This is a genomic window from Alicycliphilus denitrificans (assembly GCF_044792555.1).
Taxonomy (GTDB): domain Bacteria; phylum Pseudomonadota; class Gammaproteobacteria; order Burkholderiales; family Burkholderiaceae_C; genus Alicycliphilus; species Alicycliphilus denitrificans_A.
The window spans coordinates 72511-92888 of record NZ_CP126238.1 but is presented as its reverse complement, the minus strand read 5'-3'; the positions used below and the strand labels follow the sequence as shown (position 1 = coordinate 92888).

Annotated in this window: 14 protein-coding genes; 5 read left to right on the top strand and 9 right to left on the bottom strand. The window is 67.3% G+C overall.

The window, feature by feature from the left end; translation table 11 throughout:
• The first annotated feature begins 101 nt into the window (after positions 1-101).
• From uvrA to P7644_RS00380, 4 genes are all read left to right on the top strand, one after another.
• A complete protein-coding gene (gene uvrA / locus P7644_RS00395) occupies positions 102-3167 on the top strand; it encodes an excinuclease ABC subunit UvrA (RefSeq protein WP_404301035.1) in 3066 nt (1021 codons plus the stop codon).
• Between the two features lie 139 nt (positions 3168-3306).
• Positions 3307-4188, top strand: a complete 882-nt coding sequence (locus tag P7644_RS00390) for an SDR family oxidoreductase (RefSeq protein WP_404301034.1) — start codon at positions 3307-3309, stop codon at positions 4186-4188.
• The gene (locus P7644_RS00385; protein ID WP_404301033.1) at positions 4185-5696 is read left to right on the top strand and encodes an AMP-binding protein; all 1512 of its coding nucleotides are present in this window, start codon (positions 4185-4187) and stop codon (positions 5694-5696) included. Before P7644_RS00390 ends, P7644_RS00385 begins: the two co-directional genes overlap by 4 nt.
• A 35-nt stretch (positions 5697-5731) precedes the next feature.
• The gene (locus tag P7644_RS00380; protein ID WP_404301032.1) at positions 5732-6700 is read left to right on the top strand and encodes a Bug family tripartite tricarboxylate transporter substrate binding protein; all 969 of its coding nucleotides are present in this window, start codon (positions 5732-5734) and stop codon (positions 6698-6700) included.
• Between the two features lie 29 nt (positions 6701-6729).
• Here P7644_RS00380 and P7644_RS00375 read toward each other — a convergent pair whose 3' ends face one another.
• From P7644_RS00375 to pyrF, 6 genes are all read right to left on the bottom strand, one after another.
• A complete protein-coding gene (locus tag P7644_RS00375; protein ID WP_404301030.1) occupies positions 6730-7623 on the bottom strand; it encodes a LysR family transcriptional regulator in 894 nt (297 codons plus the stop codon).
• Between the two features lie 260 nt (positions 7624-7883).
• A complete protein-coding gene (locus P7644_RS00370; protein WP_404301029.1) occupies positions 7884-9851 on the bottom strand; it encodes a methyl-accepting chemotaxis protein in 1968 nt (655 codons plus the stop codon).
• 277 nt (positions 9852-10128) lie between these two features.
• Positions 10129-11100, bottom strand: a complete 972-nt coding sequence (locus P7644_RS00365) for a succinylglutamate desuccinylase/aspartoacylase family protein (protein ID WP_404301028.1) — start codon at positions 11098-11100, stop codon at positions 10129-10131.
• Entirely contained in the window at positions 11097-12092 is a 996-nt protein-coding gene (locus tag P7644_RS00360; protein ID WP_404301027.1) for a Bug family tripartite tricarboxylate transporter substrate binding protein, read from the bottom strand. Before P7644_RS00360 ends, P7644_RS00365 begins: the two co-directional genes overlap by 4 nt.
• Positions 12093-12189: 97 nt before the next feature.
• Positions 12190-13086 carry a LysR family transcriptional regulator gene (locus tag P7644_RS00355; RefSeq protein ID WP_404301026.1) on the bottom strand — a complete coding sequence of 299 codons (897 nt, stop codon included), beginning with the start codon at positions 13084-13086 and terminating at the stop codon, positions 12190-12192.
• Between the two features lie 30 nt (positions 13087-13116).
• A complete protein-coding gene (pyrF, locus tag P7644_RS00350) occupies positions 13117-13941 on the bottom strand; it encodes an orotidine-5'-phosphate decarboxylase (RefSeq protein ID WP_404301025.1) in 825 nt (274 codons plus the stop codon).
• A gap of 44 nt (positions 13942-13985) precedes the next feature.
• Here pyrF and P7644_RS00345 point away from each other — a divergent pair, with 44 nt between their 5' ends.
• On the top strand, positions 13986-14867 hold the full coding sequence (locus P7644_RS00345) for a DMT family transporter (protein WP_404301024.1): 882 nt from the start codon (positions 13986-13988) through the stop codon (positions 14865-14867).
• Between the two features lie 96 nt (positions 14868-14963).
• Here P7644_RS00345 and P7644_RS00340 read toward each other — a convergent pair whose 3' ends face one another.
• From P7644_RS00340 to P7644_RS00330, 3 genes are all read right to left on the bottom strand, one after another.
• Complete coding sequence (locus tag P7644_RS00340; protein ID WP_404301023.1) at positions 14964-15293, bottom strand: hypothetical protein; 330 nt, start codon at positions 15291-15293, stop codon at positions 14964-14966.
• 230 nt (positions 15294-15523) lie between these two features.
• Positions 15524-18397 (bottom strand): EAL domain-containing protein, encoded by a 2874-nt coding sequence (locus P7644_RS00335; protein WP_404301022.1) that lies wholly within the window; start codon positions 18395-18397, stop codon positions 15524-15526.
• Between the two features lie 78 nt (positions 18398-18475).
• Complete coding sequence (locus tag P7644_RS00330; protein WP_404301021.1) at positions 18476-20257, bottom strand: methyl-accepting chemotaxis protein; 1782 nt, start codon at positions 20255-20257, stop codon at positions 18476-18478.
• Positions 20258-20378 lie beyond the last annotated feature (121 nt).

Below are 20378 nucleotides of genomic sequence, written 5' to 3'. Positions count from 1 at the left end.
CAGCATGCGCTGTGCCAGCGCGTGGGGCTTGCATTGTAAGGAGCCATGCCCGCGCCCGGCGCTGTCCTATCATGGCAGGTTTGCTTCTGGCACCTCCAGCGATGTTTGACACCGCCCCATCCCCCGCCCACCCGCCCGCCCCGGACGCCGGACGCCCGCTGGTCCAGGTGCTGCGCGGCGCTGGCTGCATCAGCATCCGCGGCGCGCGTACGCACAACCTGAAGAATATCGACCTGGACATACCGCGCAACCAGCTGGTGGTGATCACCGGGCTGTCAGGCTCGGGCAAGTCCAGCCTGGCCTTCGACACGCTGTATGCCGAGGGGCAGCGGCGCTACGTGGAGAGCCTCTCAAGCTATGCGCGCCAGTTTCTCGGCCGCCTGGACAAGCCCGACGTGGACCTGATCGAGGGCCTGTCGCCGGCGATCAGCATCGAGCAGAAGGCCACCAGCCACAACCCGCGCTCCACCGTGGGCACGGTGACCGAGATCCACGACTACCTGCGCCTGCTCTACGCGCGCGCCGGCACGCCGCACTGTCCCGACCATGGCCTGCCGCTGGCCGCGCAGACCGTGAGCCAGATGGTGGACGCCGTGCTGGCCCTGCCCGAGGACACCAAGCTGATGCTGCTGGCCCCCGTGGCGCGGCACAGGAAGGGCGAGTTCGTCGACCTGTTCGAGCAGATGCAGGCCCAGGGCTATGTGCGCTTTCGCGTCGATGGCCGCATCTACGAGGTGGATGAGCTGCCGGAGCTGAAGAAAACCGAGAAGCACGACATCGACGTGGTGGTCGATCGCCTGAAGGTACGCCCCGACGCTCAGCAGCGCCTGGCCGAGAGCATCGAGGGCGTGCTGCGCATAGGCGGCAGCGAGGGCGCGGGCCGTGTGCTGGCGCTGGAGATGGATAGCGGGCGCGAGCATCTGTTTTCAGCCAAGTACGCCTGCCCCGTGTGCAGCTATTCGCTGCCCGAGCTGGAGCCGCGGCTGTTCTCGTTCAACTCGCCCACGGGCGCCTGCCCGGCCTGCGACGGGCTGGGCCAGCAGGAGCTGTTCGACCCGGCGCGCGTGGTGGCCTTCCCCTCCTTGAGCCTGGCCAGCGGCGCCATCAAGGGCTGGGATCGGCGCAATGGCCATTACTTCGCCATGCTCGAGAGCCTGGGCCGGCACTACGGCTTCGACGTGGAGACGCCGTTCGAGCAGCTCCCCGAGCGCGTACGCCAGGTCGTGCTGCACGGCTCGGGCGAAGAGGAGATCGCCTTCAGCTACCTGCTCGATAGCGGCCCCAGGAAGGGCCAGCCCATCGTCAAGAGCCACCCGTTCGAGGGCATCCTGCCCAACATGGAGCGGCGCTGGCGCGAGACGGACTCCAGCGTGGTGCGCGAGGACCTGGCGCGCTACCGCCAGACCCAGCCCTGCGCCGCCTGCGGTGGCGCGCGCCTCAAGCGCGAGGCGCGCCATGTGCGGGTGGGCGAGGGCGATGCCGCGCGCGCCATCTACGCCGTGAGCGACATGACGCTGGCCGACGCCCAGGCCTGGTTCGGCGCGCTGAAGCTGTCGGGCGCCAAGGCCGAGATCGCCGGCAAGATCGTGCGCGAGATCGCCGCGCGCCTGGGGTTCTTGAACGACGTGGGCCTGTCCTACCTGAGCCTGGCGCGCAGCGCCGAGACCCTCTCCGGTGGCGAGGCCCAGCGCATCCGCCTGGCGAGCCAGATCGGCTCGGGCCTCACGGGCGTGATGTATGTGCTGGACGAGCCCAGCATCGGCCTGCACCAGCGCGACAACGACCGCCTGATCGCCACGCTGACGCGGCTGCGCGACCTGGGCAACAGCGTCATCGTGGTCGAGCATGACGAGGACATGATCCGCGCCGCCGACCACTGCGTGGACATGGGCCCCGGCGCCGGCGTGCACGGCGGGCGCGTGATGGCCCAGGGAACCTATGCCGAGCTGTGCGCGAATCCCGACTCCCTCACCGGACAGTTTTTGAGCGGCGCGCGCAGCCTGCCCGTGCCCGCGCGGCGCACGCCCTGGTTGCCGGTACTGGAGCCGGCGGTGCCGGAGGACGAGAAAAGACCGAAGTCGCGCTTTCCCGAAACGGCAGCCAGCCAGCGCAAGCAGGAACGCCTGGCCGAACACCGCGCCACGCAAGGGCGGCTGCAGGCCCTGCGCGTGCTCGGCGCCACCGGCAACAACCTGCAGGGCGTGAATGCGGAGTTCCCCGTGGGCCTGCTGACCTGCGTGACCGGCGTGTCCGGCTCGGGCAAGAGCACCCTGGTCAACGACACGCTGCACAAGGCCGCCGCGCGCCAGATCCACCGCGCGCACGAAGAACCCGCGCCGCACGCCGCCATCGAGGGGCTGGAGTATTTCGACAAGGTCATCAACGTTGACCAAAGCCCCATAGGCCGCACGCCGCGCAGCAACCCCGCCACCTACACGGGGCTGTTCACGCCGATCCGCGAGCTCATGGCCGAGACGAATACCGCCCGTGAGCGCGGCTATGGCCCCGGGCGCTTCTCGTTCAACGTGGCGCAGGGCTCGGGCGGCGGGCGCTGCGAGGCCTGCCAGGGCGACGGCGTGGTGAAGGTGGAGATGCACTTCCTGCCCGACGTCTACGTGCCCTGCGACATCTGCCACGGCCAGCGCTACAACCGCGAAACGCTGCAGGTGCAGTGGAAGGGCCGCAACATCGCGCAGATCCTGGACCTCACGGTGGAGGACGCGCACGCCTTCTTCAGGGACGTGCCGGCGATCGCACGCAAGCTGCAAACCTTGCTGGACGTGGGCCTGTCCTACATCCGCCTGGGCCAGAGCGCCACGACCCTGTCGGGCGGCGAGGCCCAGCGCGTGAAGCTGGCGCAGGAACTGAGCCGCCGCGACACCGGGCGCACGCTCTACATCCTGGACGAGCCCACCACCGGCCTGCACTTCGCCGACATCGCGCTCTTGCTCCGCGTGCTGCTGCAACTGCGCGACGCCGGCAACACCATCGTCGTCATCGAACACAACCTGGACGTGATCAAGACGGCCGACTGGCTCATCGACATGGGCCCCGAGGGCGGCGCCGGCGGCGGCCAGTTGGTGGCCGTGGGCACGCCCGAGGAAGTGGCGGCGAATGCGGCCAGCCATACGGGGCGTTACCTGCGGCGGTATCTGGGTATGGACTGAGGCTGAGTGCAGTGCGAGTCTGGTCCGGAGCGGTGCGGCTGGCTTTGTAGCTGCAGGGGAAACAAATTGCGTCCGGTTTGCTGCTTTATGAGAAACAGTGAGATCTTTACAGTGTGCTTGTACTTTCAAGGAGGCAGGCATGTTTCAAGCGAACCTGTACGCAGGGCAGCGTATTCTCATCACGGGCGGGGGCACCGGCCTTGGATGGGCCATGGCGAGAAAGCTGGCCTCGCTGGGGGCCGAGATCCATTTGTGTGGCCGCAGGCTCGCGGTGGTCGAGGACGCAGCGGCACGGCTGCAAGCGGATTTCGGCGTGGATGCATTCGCGCATGCGCTGGACATTCGCTCGCCCGACGCAGTTCAGCATACGGTTGACCATATCTGGCAACAGCATGGCGCCCTGACGGCACTGGTTAACAACGCTGCAGGCAATTTCGTGAGCCGTACTGAAGACCTTAGCGTTAACGGCTTTCATGCGATTTCCGACATCGTGTTCCGCGGCACCTTCTATGTCACGCAGGCCGTGGGCAGGAAATGGATCGCCCAGGGAAGGGCGGGGGCGGTGCTGTCGATCGTGGTGACCTGGGTGGATACGGGCGCGCCGTTCGTTGTGCCTTCGGCCATGTCCAAGGCCGGCTTGGATGCGATGACCAAATCCCTGGCGGTGGAGTGGGGGCCCAAGCGCATCCGCTGTAACGCGATTGCGCCGGGCGTCATCCCCACTCAGGGCGCCAGCAGCAGGCTGCGGCCCAGCATCGCTGGCAATGAGGATTCGGTGGATCGGCGGCAGGCCGACAATCCCATGCGGCGCCTGGGCACGGGGGAGGACATCGGCAACCTGGCGGCCTTCATGCTGGCTCCAGACAATACCTGGCTGAACGGGCAAACCATCACCCTCGATGGCGGCGATGCGCTGGCCAACGGCGCCTACTTCACCGAATACCAGTACTGGAGCGACGCGGACTGGGCTCAGGCCAAGCAACATGCCATCAGCGCCAACCGGCCGGTGTCGGCAGCATGATGCAGGCACCGCAACCCTGCTCCACCCTGGTGTTCGAGGGCACGGAAACCTCAGCCGGGCAACAGCACAGCCGTGGCAGCCGCCTGGCCCAGGGCTTGCGCGCGATGGGCCTGCAGACAGGTGATGTCGTGGCCGTACTTCTGCACAACGGCCTCGCGTACGCCGATGTGGTACATGCCTGCCGCATAGGCGGCATGACCTACTGCCCCTTGAACTGGCATTTCACCGCGCAGGAGATCAACTTCATCATGGGCGACAGCGGCGCCAAGGCCTTGATCACCAGCCAATCGTTGTTGGATGGGCTGCAGGCGGCGCTCGATGACTCGATTCCCCGGCTGGTGGTGGATGCCCGCGCAGGCGCGCAGGAGCAGGACTACGAGCGTTGGCTTGAGCGGCAGAAACTCTACGATGGGCCATTCGTGTCGCCGCGCGGGCATATGGCCTATACATCGGGAACCACGGGGCGTCCCAAGGGGGTGGTCCGGTTCGAGGTGCCGCTGGATGAGCTGCCCGGTCGCCAGGCCATGAACCGCCGGCTGGTGGAGACCGCCTACGGACTGCGCGAAGGTGCCCGCACCTTGCTGACGGCGCCTATCTACCATAGTGCTCCCAGTCTGTATTTCCAGAATGCGCTGATGCTGTCCGAGTTGGTGGTGCTGGAGCAGCGCTTCGATCCGGAAACCTTTCTGCGGCTGGTGCAGGAGCATCGCATCGATACCGCCTACATGGTCCCCATCATGTATGTGCGGCTGCTGCGCTTGCCCCGCGAGGTGCGGGACAGGTACGACCTGTCGTCGCTGCGCTTTGTCGCCTCGACCGGGGCGCCCTGTGCGCCCGAGGTCAAGAAGGCCATGATTGAGTGGTTGGGCCTCATCATTAACGAGACCTATGCGTCCAGTGAGTCTGGCCTAGTGACCTTCATCGACTCGCAGGATGCATTGGCGCACCCTGGCAGCGCGGGTCTTCCGCTGCTCGATGCACGTGTGCGGATCCTCGACAAGCTGGGGGCTCCACTGCCGGCGGGCGAGGTCGGGCTGATCTATGTGCGCCAGCCGGCCTATGCCGATTTCACCTACCGGGGAAACGACGGGGCCCGGCGCAAGATCGAGGTGGACGGCATGGTGACACTGGGCGACATGGGCTACCTCGATGAAGAGGGCTTTCTGTACGTCTGCGACCGGGACTCCGATCTGGTCATCTCGGGTGGCGTCAACATCTATCCGGCCGAGATCGAGAACGAACTGCTGCGGCACCCTTCGGTGTCGGACTGTGCGGTACTGGGCATTCCCGATGCGGAATACGGCGAAAGGCTGCATGCGTTGGTCGAAGCGCCCGACGCAGCCCCCGCCCTTGTCAGCGAGCTGCAGGCTTGGCTGAAGCACCGCCTGGCGGCCTACAAGATCCCGAGGGGCATCGAGTTCTGCACCTTGCCGCGCGACGACAACGGAAAGATCGCCAAGCGCAGGCTGCGCGAACAGTTCTGGGCAGCGCAGCAGCGCAAAGTGTAGTGATCCACCAAGCAATTACCCAAGGAGACACATCCATGAAAAAGTTTCTGATTTCCGTGACCCTGTCCGTCGTGGCATCGCTGGCCATGGCGCAGGCTGACTTTCCTGCCAAGCCCCTGAAGTTGGTGGCTCCGTATGCACCCGGCGGCTCGGCGGACATGCTGGCGCGCACGCTGGCCACTTATCTGTCGGCCGAAATCAAGCAGCCGGTGGTAGTTGAGAACAAACCCGGCGCCAATACTATGATCGCGGCCACGGCCGTATCGCGCACACCGGCCGACGGCTACACGCTGCTGTTGGCCAGCAATGCGAGCATGGTGCTGAACCCTTTGCTCTACAAAAAACTGAGCTACGACCCGGCCAAGGACCTGACGTTGACCAATATACTGGCCGAGGCGCCGCTGGTGCTGGTCACCAACAGCCAGACTGGTATCCGGAGCGTGGCCGACCTGAAGGCATATGCCAAGACCCATGCCGGTCAGCTGAACTACAGCTCCATCGGCTTGGGCAATCCGCTGCAGTTGACCACCGAGCTGATCAAGAACCGCCTAAACGTGGAGGCCACCCACATTCCATTCAACGGCAGCGCGCCCGCTCTGACGGCGCTGATGTCCAACGATACTCAGCTGATGGTGGACGTCGTCAGCACCTCGCTGCCGCAGATCAAGTCGGGCAAGCTGGTGCCGATTGCGACGACCGCGCTGACGCGCTCCCAGTTCTTGCCCGATACGCCGACCATCGCCGAATCGGGATTCCCGGGCTTCAAAGCAGCCACTTGGTTCGGCGTGGCCGTGCACTCGGGCACGCCAGCACAAGTTGGCGCCAGGATCAAGTCGGCCATCGACGTGGTGATGCAAAAACCTGAGTTCGTCGCGGCGCTCAACACCATGTACCTTGCGGGGAAGAAGCCCCAGTCGCAGCCCGAGCTCGTCGCCTTCCTCAAGGAGGACGAGGCGATGTGGCGCAAAGTGATCATAGACAACCACATTGCGCTAGATCAATGAACCGGTGGCCGGGCCGGGGCTCGGCCCCTTCACTCCACGAACCTGCGCAGGCGCGATTGGAGAAACTCGGTCATAACCTTGACCGCATGCGGCGGGCGGCGGTTGGCTAGGGTGATGATGTAGAGCCGGTCGCCCAGCCCGGTGACACGCCAGTCCGGGCATACCCGCTGCACCGTGCCCGCATGCAGTTCATCGATGACCATGTACCGGGGCAGTGCGGCCACGCCGCAGCCGGTCAGCATCGATTGCTTGAGAAAAGGAAAATGCTCGCTTGTGACATACGGCTCGCATTGGAGGCGGATCTCCTGTGACTGGTTACTGACGGTGATCGCATAGGTCTTGCCGTCACCCGGAGGCGTCAGTAGCACTCCGTGCGGAATGTCGGTGGGCATTTTGAATGGATGCGCCCGGGCGTAGTCACGGCTCGCGTACAGCGCAGTCTCCACCGTGCCCAGTTCCCTGGCCACCAGGTTGTCGTTCACTTCGTCGGTTACCCGTACCGCGATGTCGATCTCGGCCCCCATCAGGTCGCTCACCCGGTTGGAGAAGAGCACGCGGATGCGCACCTGCGGATGGTGCTTGTGAAATTCGAGCAGCATCTGGGCCACGTACAGCTCGCCCAGCCCCGTGGGAATGCTTAGCCGCACGTTGCCCGTCACCACATGCTGGAGCGCATCGATAGAGCCCTGGGCCGCCTCGACCTGCTCGATGATGTTGCAGCCGCGCCCGTAAAGGATCTCGCCGGCCTCGGTCAGCGAAATGCTGCGCGTGGAACGGTGCAGCAGCCGCGTGTCCAGCGAGGCTTCCAGAGCCTTCAGTTCCTTGCTGACCTTGGAGCGGGTCACGTCGCGGCGCCTGGCGGCCTCGCTGAGGCTGCGGGCATCCACCACCTCGACGAAGTTCCGGATGAGATTGATGTCCATGTTGCGCGCTATTGTCACGCAGCGATAAGGTTCCAGCCCCTGGCGCTCGGGGGCACGTGCATCTGGCGCCGCAGCGCCACGATGCACTCAATGTTCGGGACGCGCAGGCTGGCTACCTTGGGCAGGGCGCCCTATGTACGCCGCCCGAAGGCAGGGGAAAGGGAGCATCACTGGGTGGCCAGTCCGGCGAGGTGCGACCTGTGTTGGCAACATCAAGCCAAATCGGCCTGTTGCACGCTATGGGTGGACGTTAACAGCTATCAATAAGTGAGTTCAAGGGCGGCCGTCCGGCGCACCGGTGCGTCGCTGTCCGCCCCGCGGAACACCGCCACCGCCTGCACCAGGCCCTGGGCCTGGCTGCTCAGGCCGTCGGCGGCGGCGGCCATTTCTTCGACCAGGGTGGCGTTCTGCTGCGTTGCCTGGTCCAGCGCGTTCACGGCCTCGCCCACCTGGGCCACGCCGCTGGCCTGGTCCTGGCAGGCGGTGCTGATCTGCCCGGCCAGCTTGCTCAGGCGCTGGATGCTTTGCACCACCTCGGCCATGGTCTGGCCCGCGGCGGTGGCCTGCTGGTTGCCCTGGTCCACGCGGGCGCGGCTGGTCTCGATCAGGGTGCGGATCTGCTTGGACGCCTCACTGCTGCGGCCGGCCAGGCTGCGCACCTCGCCGGCCACGACGGCAAAGCCGCGGCCCTGCTCGCCCGCGCGCGCGGCCTCCACGGCGGCGTTCAGGGCCAGCAGATTGGTCTGGAAGGCGATGCCGTCGATCACCTGGATGATGTCGGCCATTTGTTGCTGAGCCTGGTGCACGCTGTGCATGGCGCCCACCATCTGCTCCACGCTGGCGCCGCTCTGGCTCGCCATGTCGCGCGTGCGCTCGGCCAGCTGGCTGGCCTCGCGCGCGGCCTCGGCGTTGTGCTGCACCGCAGCGCTGAGCTGCGCCATCGAGGAGGCGGTCTGCTCCAGTGCGCTGGCTTGGGCTTCGGTGCGGCCGGACAGGTCGTGGTTGCCCTGGGCGATCTCGCCGCTGGCCAGGGCCACGCCATCGGCGCCGCCGCGCACCTGGGCCACGATGGGGCGCAGCCGGGCGCGCATCTGCTGCTGGGCGGCGATCAGCTGGCCGACCTCGTTGCTGCCATGGGGCCGGTCGGCGCCGCTCAGGTCACCCCCGGCCACGGCCTGGGCCAATTCCACGGCCTGCCCCAGCGGGCGCGTGATGGAGCGCACGAAGGCGCTGCCCAGGGCCACGGCTAGCAGCAGCAGGGCCGCGAGCGCGCCGACCATGAGCCACAGCATGCGCTGGGCGGATGCGGCCCGCTCCTGGACCGTTTCCAGCAGCTGCTCGGTGGCCTTGCCGCCCAGCGTATTCACGGCCTCGATGCCGGCCGTGAGCGTGTCGAAATAGCGCGCGGCCGGCAGCTGCAGTTCGGCGGTGTTCAGCAGGCCATCGTCGACCAGTTTCAGGGCCTCGGCCACGCGCGCCTGCTCGTCGGCCATGCGCTGCGACAGCCCGGTCGTGAGGCCGGGGGCGTGCTGCATGGCGCGCTGCAGACTGGACTGGCTGGCGGCAGCAAATTCATCGGCGCGTGCACGCAGGGCGCGCAGCAGGCCGCGGTTTTCCGGTGCCAGCTCGCCGCGTGCCAGTGCGCCCGTGCCCATGGCGCGCATCTGGCCCAGCTGCTCGGTCAGCATCGGCAGTTGCTGCAGCGCCGCCTGGATCAGTGCCTGGGTGTCGCGCTGGTCGCTGGTGCTCAGGCCGCTGGCGTGCAGCAGCTGGTCGCTAAAAGCCAGCAGCCTGGCCACCAGCTGGTTGTGGCGCGCCAGGCTCTGGGCGGGGGTGAGGGCGCGGTCGGCCACGCCCTGCTGCAGCGCCTGCCAGTCCTGGCGCAGTTGGTTCAGGGGGGCGGCCTGTTCGGGCGCCACGGTCGTGAGTTCGGAGGCCGTGGCCTGCAGCGCCTGGTCCAGCGCCTCGCGCACGGCGGGCCGGCGCGCCGCCAGTTGCGCGTCGCCGCCGAGCATGGCCGCCGACAGGCCGCGGTGCACCTGCGCCAGCCGCACGGCCTGGCCCAGCTGCTGCAGCGCCGGCATGGCGCGCGCCTGCGCTCCCAGTTGCTGCATCTGGCCGCTCATGCTGCGCAGATGCAGGCCTGCGGGCAGGGCGATCATGACCAGGGCGATGCAGCCCAGGATCAGGAACTTGTGAGACAGGTGCAGGCGGTCGAGCAACGGCATAGATATCGGGCGCTGTACGAATGTGAACAATTTGTGACAAGTGTAGGGGTAGACCCCAGGGTAAACCCCGCAAGTCGTAGCGTCTTTGTGGTCAAAAAAGCAGCAAGCTTGATACGCATCAATCTTCTGCGGGGGCGTGATGCCGCACCCGCCAGCGCAAGGTATGGCGGGGTTTTGATGCAAATAACGCTGAAACGGTTGTGTGCTAAGCGTTAAAAGCTATTAAATTGGAAGCGTTCAGGTGCGGAGCGGATCTGCCGCGCTCCGGGGCCGTCGGTTACAGCGGCCGCCGCGTGGCAAAGCGCACCACGGTCACGCCGGCGCGTGCCTGGCGCGTGCTGGGCATGACGAGCACGCAGTCGTCATACGGTGTGGTCACGGGCTGGCCGTCGTTGTCGCCTATGACGGTGCCGGCCTTGGCTATCACCTCCAGGCCGGTGAAGGCTTCGCTGAAGCGAAAGCGCTCGCTTTTTGCCACCACCGGCTCCGTGACCTGCAGCGCCCATTGGCGTGTCGCGTCGGGCAGGCGCCAGCCGGGTAGCAGGCGGTCCAGCTCGGCAGCGTTCATCACGCCGGCGGCCTGCAGGAAGCGCAGGCATTGGTCCTGGGCCACGGTGCGGCTGGCCGGGTCGCCGTGAAAGCCGCATTCCACGAGCAGCGAACGGCTGTCGCCGGCCGTCTCGTCGGGTAGGCCGAAGCGCCCGTAGTCGCGCATGCGCGTGCCGTCCTTGTGGCCGGCGTCGATCACGACATGCTCGGGCGCGGCCATGGCGCGCGCCAGATCGAGGTTGCGCGGCTGCAGTCCGGTGAGCAGCAGCGGCGCGCTGGGCTCGTGCATGGAGTGCAGGTCCAGCAGCCAGTCGGCGCTGGCGACAAAGGGGCGCAGCGCGGCGCAGCGGCGGCGCTCCAGGCTGCCTGCGGCCTCCATGCGCTCGTCGCTCCACTGGCGATTCATGTCCTCATCGACAAAGCGCGCCGCGTCATGGTTGGCGGCATCGAAGCGGTCGAACGCCGCCAGGTTGCAGAACGCCAGCGTCAGCCGGCCGGCCTGCGGGCGCAGGCCCGCTTCGAGCAGTCCCTTGAGCGCCCAGGCGCCGCACAGTTCGTTGCCGTGGATCAGCGCGCTGATCAGCACATGGCGGCCGGGCTGGCCTGAGTCGAACTGCCACACGCCCTCGGTGCCGGTATTGCCCGCACGCCAGGCGCAGATGTCGGGCGCGGGCAGGTCAAAGTGCAGTGGATGGCTCATTCTTCGATCTTCGCGAATTGCACGATCTTCGTGTACTTGGCGATCTCCTCGCGCCAGAACTGCGCGAGGTTCACGTCCGGCGAGGCCACGCCCGAGCCGGCGGCGGCCATCTTCTGGCGGAAGTCGGGCGACTGCAGCGTGTCGCTGAGCGCTTTTTTCAGCCTGGTGAGCACGGGCTGGGGCAGGTTGGCCGGGCCCATGAGGGCGAACCAGCTCTCAATGTTGACGTTCTTGAACTGCGGGAACTCGGCCAGCGCCGGGATGTCCGGCGTGGCAGGCGCGCGTTTGGCGGCCGTGGTGCCCAGCGCCACTACCTTGCCGGCCTTGATGTGCGGCAGGCCGCTGGAGAGCACGAACACGCCGAACTCCAGATTGTTGCCCACCAGGTCGTTGGTCAGCGGCGCCACGCCGCGGTAGGGAATGTGCGTCATGAACAGGCCGGCCTGTTCCTTGACCATCTCGCCCGCCAGGTGCAGCGCCGTGCCCACGCCCGAGCTGCCGTAGCTGAACTTGCCGGGGTTCTTCTTCACGAGCTGCGTGAAGTCGTTGGCGTTCTTCACGCCGGTGGCGGTGGCGGCCACCAGCACCAGGGGCTGCGAGCCGATCAGGCCTATGGGCGTGAAGTTGCTCGGGCTGTACTTGACGCTCTTGGCGACCAGCTTGGCGATGGCCAGCTCGTTGCTGGCGCCCACCAGCAGCGTGTATCCGTCGGGCACCGCGGCGGCGACCTTCTGCGCGCCTATGGTGCCGCCGGCGCCGCCCAGGTTCTCGATCACCACCGGCTGGCCCAGGCGCGTGGACAGCTCGGCACCCACCAGGCGCCCCATCAGGTCGGTGCTGCCGCCGGGCGGGTAGCCGACGACGATGGTGATGGGCTTGCTCGGGTAGGCGGCCTCCTGGGCGGCCACGGGACCGGTGCATAGCAGGGCCAGGCCGGCGGCCAGTAGGGTGGCGGCAAGGCGGCGCGAGGGGACGGGGGGCGTGGGGCGCATGGGTTCCTCCGGTGCGGGGTGGCGTGTGGAGGCATTGTGCGGAGCAGTGCGCCGCAGCATGGTGCCGAATTGGCACGCATATGTGCCAATCCGTATGTCAGCGCCGCGCCATGGCGGCCCACAGCGCCTCGGCCAGGGGGGCCAGGCGGCGCTTGGGGCGGTACAGGCGCACGTCGAACTTCAGCTCCAGGCGCCGGTCGCCGGCCGGGGCCAGGCGCCCGGCCTGGCAGTCGGTCTGCACCATGGACCAGGGCAGCCAGGCCACACCCAGGCCCTTGAGCACATATTCATAGCTGGCGTCGGGCGAGTCGCATTCCAGCAGCCGCTGCAGCCTGGGTCTGGCGGGGTGGTGCGCCAGGTGGTCCTCCAGTAGCCGCCCGAGCGCCAGCGTGCGCGCATAGGCCACATGCGGCACCGGCGCCTCGCCGCCCAGGGGGTAGAGCGGCGTGCCCCGGGCGTCGGCGCGCGCCATGGGCACCAGGCGGTCGCTGGCCAGCGTCAGATGCTGGAACTGGCGCGCATCCAGCGGCACGACCAGGCTGGGGTGGTGGTAGAGGATGGCGAAGTCCGCCTCGCCGCGCTGCAGCCCGTCCACCGTCTCGGCCAGTGAGCCGGTGCGTATGTGCAGCTCGCCGTCCGTGCCCAGCAGCGGGGAGAGCCGCACCAGCAGGTCGGCCACCAGGGTGCGCGCCAGCGTGCGGCCGGTGGCCAGCGTCACCGTGCGCGCATGGCGCCCGGCGATGGCCTGCAGTTCCTCGTGCGACTGGGCCAGGCCGCGGGCCAGCTGCTCGGCCGTCTCCAGAAAGGCCTGGCCCGCCGGCGTGAGCCGCACGGGAGCGCCGCCGCGCTCGATGAGCGGGGTGCCGGCCCAGGCCTCCAGCGCGCGGATGCGCCGCCCGAAGGCCGGGTGCGTCACATGGCGCAGCTCCGCCGCGCGGGTGAAGCTGCGCTCATGGGCCAGCGTGATGAAGTCCTCCAGCCATTTGAGCTGCATGGCGGCCGTGGGGGATTTTTTCTCAACCTCTCAGGCGCGTGCGGCGTTGAGGGCGGCGCGCGTGGCCTGGGCCGCTGCGCGTGCGGCTGCCGCATAGTCGGCGCCGCCCGAGGCGTAGAGCACGGCGCGCGAGGAGTTGACGATGATGGGGCCGTCCGGGCGCAAGCCGGCGCGCACCGTGGCGGCGGCGTCGCCGCCCTGGGCGCCCACACCGGGGATGAGCAGCGGCAGCGTGGGTGCGATGGCGCGCACGCGCTCAATTTCTTGCGGGTAGGTGGCGCCCACCACCAGGCCCAGCTGGCCGTTCTTGTTCCACGGGCCCTGGGCCAGGCGCGCCACATGCTCGTACAGCAGGGGCTGGCCCGGCACGCTGGCCAGGCGCTGGGCCTGCAGGTCGTCGCCGCCGGGGTTGGAGGTGCGGCACAGCAGGAAGGCGCCCTTGCCGTGGTATTCCAGGTAGGGGGCGATGGAGTCAAAGCCCATGAAGGGCGAGAGCGTCACGGCGTCGGCGCCGTAGCGCTCGAAGGCTTCGCGTGCGTACTGTTCGGCCGTGGAGCCGATGTCGCCGCGCTTGGCGTCCAGGATCACCGGCACATGCGGCGCGTTGCAGCGCATGTGCTGCATCAGGCGCTCGAGCTGGTCCTCGGCGCCCTGCGCGGCAAAGTAGGCGATCTGCGGCTTGAAGGCGCAGACCAGGTCGGCCGTGGCGTCCACGATGGCGGCGCAGAAGTCGTAGATCCTGTGCGCCTGGCCACGCACGGACTCGGGAAAGCGCGTGGGCTCCGGGTCCAGGCCCACGCACAGCAGGGAGTCATTGCGCGTGGTGGCGTCGCGCAGCATGTCGAGAAAGGTCATGGCCGTGATTTTAGGCAGGCTCAGGCCCGGCACAATCGCCAGCCATGCCCGTCTTCTCCCGCCGCCAGCTTGTCGTCCTCGTGCTCCTGACCCTGGTGTGGGGCTTCAACTGGCCGGTGATGAAGATGGGCGTGGCACATTTCCCGCCGCTCACCTTCCGCATGGCCTCGCTGTGGCTGGGCCTGCCCATCCTGGGCCTGGTGATGCTGCGGCAAGGGCTGTCGTTCACCATTGAGCGCGCGTACTGGGGGCGGCTGGCGCTGCTGGCCGTCACCAACATGGTGCTGTGGCATGCGCTCATGATCCTGGCCATGCCGCTGCTGTCCAGCGGCCGCGCTGCCATCCTGGGCTACACCATGCCCATCTTCTCGGCCGTCATCGGCGCGCTGTGCTTTGGCGAGCGCCTGGCGGGCCGTGCCTGGACCGGTGTGGGCGCGGCGTTGCTGGGCGTGCTGCTGCTGCTGTGGCACGAGATCGGCGCCCTGGGTAGCCGGCCGGTGGGCGTGATGCTGATGCTGGTGTCCGCCGCTAGCTGGGCCCTGGGCACGCAGCTGCTGCGCCGCCGGCCCATACCCGTGCCGCTGCTCACGCTGTCGTTCTGGATGGTGGCCATCACCTGCGCCTCGCTCACGGTGCTGGCGGTGCTGTTCGAGCGCGAGCGTTGGGTGGCGCCCGACGCGCAGGCCTGGGCCGCCATCCTCTACAACGGACTGCTGGCGCTGGGCTTTGCGCAGACGGCGTGGTTTTTCCTGGTGCGCACCCTGCCGCCCGTGGCCTCCACGCTCAGCGTGATGCTGATTCCCGTGCTGGGCGTGTTCAGCGGCACCCTGTGGCTGGGTGAGCCGCTGCACTGGCAGGACTGGGCTGCCGTGGGCTTGATGGTGCTGGCGATTGCCTCGGTGCTGTGGCCGAGTAAAAAACAGTAGTCAAAACAGCATCTAACCTGAAGTTCCCCCATCCAAATTACGAACTTCTCCTTGCGCCACAAGTACTTAGCGCCAGTTGAGGGTTCCGTTTTCTGTCTACACCGGCATCTGCCGGATCAACTCCAGCGCACGCTGCTGCGTGGCATTGGGCGTGGTGAGCACCTCAAAGCTCGGCGCCTGGGCCCCGGCATGGGGTGCGCGGCAGGTATTGCGCACCAGGGCCGCCAGCTCGCCAAGCAAGGTGGTAAAGCTGTGCGCTGGCGTGCCGTCTTCCAGGCGGTGGCGGCTGGCCTTGCGCTGCGCCGCCTCGGAGCGCACGGCCGGCGCCACCGGATCGCGTGTGGCCTTGGCCGTCTGATCCTCGTCGGCAAACAGCAACGGCGCCCAAGCCTGGCGCATATGCCATACCACGTAGTAGGCCAGCATGCACAGAAAAATATATGCACGTAAGGTCGCTGCCCGCCGTAGCCTGGTGAAGGTCCGGGGCCGCGCACGGCATCCAGTACATGCCTTCGCGCCGTTTGGAGTTCACGAGCGCCAGGCAGACATGCAGCGGACCCCCAGCACTCCGGCTTTCCCTTGTTCGCAGTCTTCACCTTGAGCAGGTCGATCTGCTTGCCGTCCATCCAGGCGTCGTTGAATGACCGCTGAGGCTCTCAAATAGCGACCTCCATCAATGCCGGATCATGGATGTTGGCATGCCGTGAGCGCTCCTCGCGCAGTCGGGCGCCGAAGTCCTCGGGGCTCACGGGACGGCAGTACCAATAGCCCTGGCCGTAGTCGCAGCCGGCCGCGCGCAGGATGTCGTGCTGCTCCTGCGTCTCCACTCCTTCGGCCACTACGCGAATGCCCAGTTGGTGCGCCATGACGATGATGGCCTCGCACAGCACATTGTCCTCGTTGCCCGGCGTGAGCTGGTTCACGAAGCTGCGGTCGATCTTGAGGTAGTCGATGTCCAGGCGCTTGAGATAGGACAGTGACGAATACCCCGTGCCAAAGTCGTCCAGGGCCAGCTGCATGCCTGCCACCTGCAGCGTCTGCAGCTTGGCGTTGGTTTCCTTGTCGGACTCCATGAGCACGGACTCGGTCAGCTCTATCACCAGGGCGCTGCTGGGCAGCTGCAGGTCGTGCAAATGCTGCAGCCAGGTCTGGGCCTGCTGCTTGCAGGACTGCAGCTGCACGGGCGACACATTCACGCTCATCTGGAAGTCCGGATCGAGCTCGGCGCGCCATTCGGCCAGCTGGCGCGTGGCCTGCTGGAACACCCAGTCGCCCAGCGGTCCGATCAGCCCCGATTCTTCCGCCAGCGGGATGAACTGCGCCGGGCTGACCTGGCCGCGCACGCTTTGCTGCCAGCGCAGCAGCGCCTCGGCCTTGATGGTGCGCTGGCTCTGCATGTCCACGATGGGCTGGTAATGCAGCGTGAAATCGCCCTCGTCCAGGGCCTGCTGCAGGTCGCGCAGCAGCAGGCGGCGCTCTTGTGCCTCCTGCTCCATGGCGGGTGTGAACTCGCAAAACTGGTTGCGGCCCTTGTCCTTGGCGGCATACATAGCCAGGTCGGCATGTTTGAGTAGGGCCACGCCATCCTGGCCGTCGCGCGGGAAAAAGGTCACCCCCGCGCTGACGGAGATATGCACCGTGTTGTTCTTGAGTTCGTAGGGCTGGGCCACGGAGTGCAGCACCTTGCGACAGATGGGCAGCGCATCCTCCAGCTGCTTGAGGTTTTGCAGGGTCAGAGTGAATTCGTCGCCGCCCAGGCGTGCCACCTGGTCGGTGTTGCGCACGCAGGCCTGCAGGCGCCGCGCCACCTGGCGCAGCAGCTCGTCGCCCTCGTCGTGACCGAAAGTGTCGTTGACCTCCTTGAACAGGTCCAGATCCAGAAACACCAGGGCAAAGGGCTGGCCGCTGGCGCGCGCGTTGTCCATGCTGCGTTGCAGGTTTTGCTGGAACATCTGCCGGTTGGGCAGCTGCGTCAGGTGATCGTAATGTGCCTGGTGCCAGATCGAGGCCTCGCGCCGGCGCTTCTCGGTCACGTCGGCAAACAGGCCGATGTGGCAGTTCACGCTGCCGTCCTCGTTGTGTGAGGTGCTGATGGTCAGGCGCACCAAGAATTCGGCGCCATTTTTGTGGCGGTTGCAGATGTCGCCGCTCCAGCTGCCCGTGTCATGCAGGCTGGCCCACAGGCCCTGGTAGAAGGCACGGTCATGGCGGCCAGAGCTGAGCATGTTCATGCGCCGGCCGATGATCTCCGCTGCCGTGTAGCCGGTAATGTCGGTGAACGCAGGGTTGACGTCCAGCACTACGCCCTGGGGATCGGTGACCACCATGGCTTCGCTGGTGTGCTGGTAGACCAGGGCGGCGCGGCGCACCGAGGTTTCTGCGCGCTTGCGTTCGGTGATGTCGATCATCATGCCGATCACGGCAGGCCTGCGGTGCAGCGTCATGAACGAGCCAAAGATCTCGATGTCGATCTTGGAGCCATCGGCACGCAGCGCGGTGCGCTCGTAGCGTGCGCTGTGCACCCGCCCTTGTAGGCGCTCTTGCAGGCGTGCATGCACCACGGCGTAGGTGGCGGGTGAAAACAGGCGCGCTAGCGGGAAGTGATTCGTCAGCACCTCGCGCTCGTAGCCCAGCATGTGTGCCAGTTGCTCGTTGGCATAGATGATGTTGATGGACTCGTCGAGCAGGTACACGCCCGCCACGGTGTTGTCCGTCAGCCCGTCGAACATGGCCTGCACCTGCGCCAGTGCGGTGCGCTCCTGGGCCACGTCTTGCAGCAGGGTGGCGATTTGTGCCGCCGAATGGTCGAGGGCGCCCGCCAGCTCGCCGAGCTCGTCGCCCATGGGCAGCTGGGTGCGTGCACCATAGCGACCCTGCGCCATGTCGCGGCATTGCTCGGTCAGAAGGCGGATGGGCCGCAGCACGCGGCGTGCCATCAGCCGGTATGCCAGCGCGAGCAGCAGGCCATCCAGGGCGAACAGCCCCAGGCTGCCGGCGAGCGCACGCCGTTGCATGGTGTCGGCAAATTGCACCAGCCCGTCCATCAGGGTCTCTGCCTGTCCCAGCAGCCGTTTGCTGGCCGCCATGACCTGCACCGCTTCCGCGCTCGCTGCTACGGGGGCCTTGTCGAGTGCGTCTATGGCCTGGCGGTACTGCTGCCAGCCATCGTGCAGTGCCAGCAGCGCAGGCTGCAAGCCCTGATCCAGTGCGCGTACCTGCAATCCATAGGCGCTGCCGCCATGGCGCAGCGCGGCATGGGCAGACTCGAAGTTCGCGTAGTGCTCCTGGGGCACATGCCTGAAGTCATTGGGGTGTTGGTGCGCCGCCATGGCCTCCAGCGCGATGTGTTGGCTGAGCATGCGCATCTTGCCGGCCAGGTTCAGTGTGGCGGCCAGATTGTCCGACTGGCGCAGCAGCAGTTGCATGATCAGCACATTCCCCAGTGCCAGCAGCGCGATCAGGAACACTGCCCACAGCGCCTTGCTGTGTAGCGTGCGCGGCCAGGGGAGCTTCTTCAATAAGGAGGTCATGGCAGAAAAGGCCCGTGCCGGGCCGTAAGGGGGCGGGGCCATGCCCTTTTCGGTGAGCAGGGACCCAGGGTGGTGCGCTTAAAAGCTTTCCCAATCATCTTCGCGGCCATGGGTTGCCTGGGCGGTTGTGGCGGCGGCGGTGGGCGCCTTCGGGGGCGCGGACAGCGCCGCGGGCGCGGGCGGGGCAGGGCGCGCCTTGGCTCGCACAGGCGCAGCCGCTGGTGGCGCGATGCGGCGGCCGGGGGGTGGCGTGGCGGCCGCGGGCGGCACCTTGGCTGCGGCCGGCGTGGCGGCGCCGGCATGGCCCGCGAGCTTGAACACGGCCACGGCCTTCACCAACTGCTCGGCCTGGGCCTTGAGGCCGGCGGCGGCGGCGGAGCTTTGCTCCACCAGCGCGGCGTTCTGCTGGGTGGCCTGGTCCATCTGCGTGACGGCCTCGCCCACCTGGGCCACGCCGGCGCTCTGTTCGCGGCTGGCGGCGCTGATCTCGCCCATGATGTCGGTGACGCGGCGGATCGAGTTCACCACCTCGGTCATGGTGGCGCCGGCCTTGTCCACCAACTGCGTGCCCTGCTCCACACGTCCCACGCTGTCGGTGATGAGCTGCTTGATCTCCTTGGCCGCCTCGGCGCTGCGGCCGGCCAGGCTGCGTACCTCGCCGGCCACCACGGCAAAGCCCCGGCCCTGCTCGCCGGCGCGCGCCGCCTCGACGGCGGCGTTGAGCGCCAGGATGTTGGTCTGGAAGGCAATGCCGTCGATCACGCCAATAATGTCGGCGATCCTGCGGCTGGCGTCGTTGATGCCGCGCATAGTGTCCACCACCTCGGCGACCACAGCGCCGCCCTGCACGGCCACGGTGCTGGCGTTCATGGCCAGCTGATTGGCCTGGGCGGCGTTGTCGGCGTTCTGGCGCACGGTGGCGCTCAGCTGCTCCATGGAGGCCGCGGTTTGCTCCAGCGCGCTGGCTTGCGCCTCGGTGCGCGCCGACAGGTCGTCGTTGCCCTGGGCGATCTCGGCGCTGGCCGTGGCCACGCCCTCGGCGCCGCGGCGTACGTCGAGCACACTGAGAGTGACGCTGTCGCGCATGCTGCGGATGCCGAGCAGCACGCTGTGGGCGTCGGCGCTGGCCGGGATTTGTGCCGTCAGGTCACCACTGGCGATCTGGTGCGTGATGGCGTTGAGCTGGGCGGGCTCGGCGCCAAGCTGGCGCAGGATGCTGCGCCCCACAGCCCAGCCCACGGCCAGCAGCAGCAGCGCCAGCGCCGCGGCAAAGCCGGCGGCCTGCAGCAGCCGCGTCATGAAGACCGCCCGCACGTTGTCCACGTACACCCCGGAGCCTATGACCCAGCCCCAGGGGGCAAAGCCCTTGACGTAGGAAATCTTCGCCACTGGCTGGTCGCTGCCGGGCTTGGGCCAGAGGTAGTCCACATAGCCTTCGCCCTTGCTCTTCACGGTGTGCACGAATTCGGCGAACAGCGCCTTGCCGTTCGGATCCTTGCTGGTGCCCATGTCCTTGCCGTCGAGCTCCGGACGGATGGGGTGCATGACCATGCGTGCCTGCATGTCGTTGACCCAGAAATACTCGTGGTCGTCGCCGTAGCGCAGCGAGCGCACGGCCTCCAGCGAGCGGATTTTCGCCACCTCCTCGGGCAGGTCGCCGCGCGAGGCCAGCAGGTGATAGTAGGCAATGATGCCATGCGCACCGCTGACCACCTGGCGCACGTTTTGGGCGCGCTCGCGCTGCAGCAGGCTGAGTTCGGTCGTCATCACGGCGGCGAGCAGCGCCAGCATGGACAGCAGCGCCAGGGCCACCAGGGCCACCAGACGCCGGGACACGGTCAGGCGGGAGAGGAATGACATGGTGCGGGGATTGTGAACAATTGGTGACAAATAACATGGTATATGGATATATGGCAAATGGGAGATTTGTTACACGTACGGCGTGTTAAAAAAACAGCCGTACAGCCCCGGCGCCGCCCTT

Excerpts from the sequence above, each read along its gene's own strand:
- uvrA (WP_404301035.1), top strand. The coding sequence starts at position 102 with ATGTTTGACACCGCCCCATCCCCCGCCCACCCGCCCGCCCCGGACGCC.
- P7644_RS00390 (WP_404301034.1), top strand. The coding sequence starts at position 3,307 with ATGTTTCAAGCGAACCTGTACGCAGGGCAGCGTATTCTCATCACGGGC.
- P7644_RS00385 (WP_404301033.1), top strand. The coding sequence starts at position 4,185 with ATGATGCAGGCACCGCAACCCTGCTCCACCCTGGTGTTCGAGGGCACG.
- P7644_RS00380 (WP_404301032.1), top strand. The coding sequence starts at position 5,732 with ATGAAAAAGTTTCTGATTTCCGTGACCCTGTCCGTCGTGGCATCGCTG.
- P7644_RS00375 (WP_404301030.1), bottom strand. The coding sequence starts at position 7,623 with ATGGACATCAATCTCATCCGGAACTTCGTCGAGGTGGTGGATGCCCGC.
- P7644_RS00370 (WP_404301029.1), bottom strand. The coding sequence starts at position 9,851 with ATGCCGTTGCTCGACCGCCTGCACCTGTCTCACAAGTTCCTGATCCTG.
- P7644_RS00365 (WP_404301028.1), bottom strand. The coding sequence starts at position 11,100 with ATGAGCCATCCACTGCACTTTGACCTGCCCGCGCCCGACATCTGCGCC.
- P7644_RS00360 (WP_404301027.1), bottom strand. The coding sequence starts at position 12,092 with ATGCGCCCCACGCCCCCCGTCCCCTCGCGCCGCCTTGCCGCCACCCTA.
- P7644_RS00355 (WP_404301026.1), bottom strand. The coding sequence starts at position 13,086 with ATGCAGCTCAAATGGCTGGAGGACTTCATCACGCTGGCCCATGAGCGC.
- pyrF (WP_404301025.1), bottom strand. The coding sequence starts at position 13,941 with ATGACCTTTCTCGACATGCTGCGCGACGCCACCACGCGCAATGACTCC.
- P7644_RS00345 (WP_404301024.1), top strand. The coding sequence starts at position 13,986 with ATGCCCGTCTTCTCCCGCCGCCAGCTTGTCGTCCTCGTGCTCCTGACC.
- P7644_RS00340 (WP_404301023.1), bottom strand. The coding sequence starts at position 15,293 with ATGCTGGCCTACTACGTGGTATGGCATATGCGCCAGGCTTGGGCGCCG.
- P7644_RS00335 (WP_404301022.1), bottom strand. The coding sequence starts at position 18,397 with ATGACCTCCTTATTGAAGAAGCTCCCCTGGCCGCGCACGCTACACAGC.
- P7644_RS00330 (WP_404301021.1), bottom strand. The coding sequence starts at position 20,257 with ATGTCATTCCTCTCCCGCCTGACCGTGTCCCGGCGTCTGGTGGCCCTG.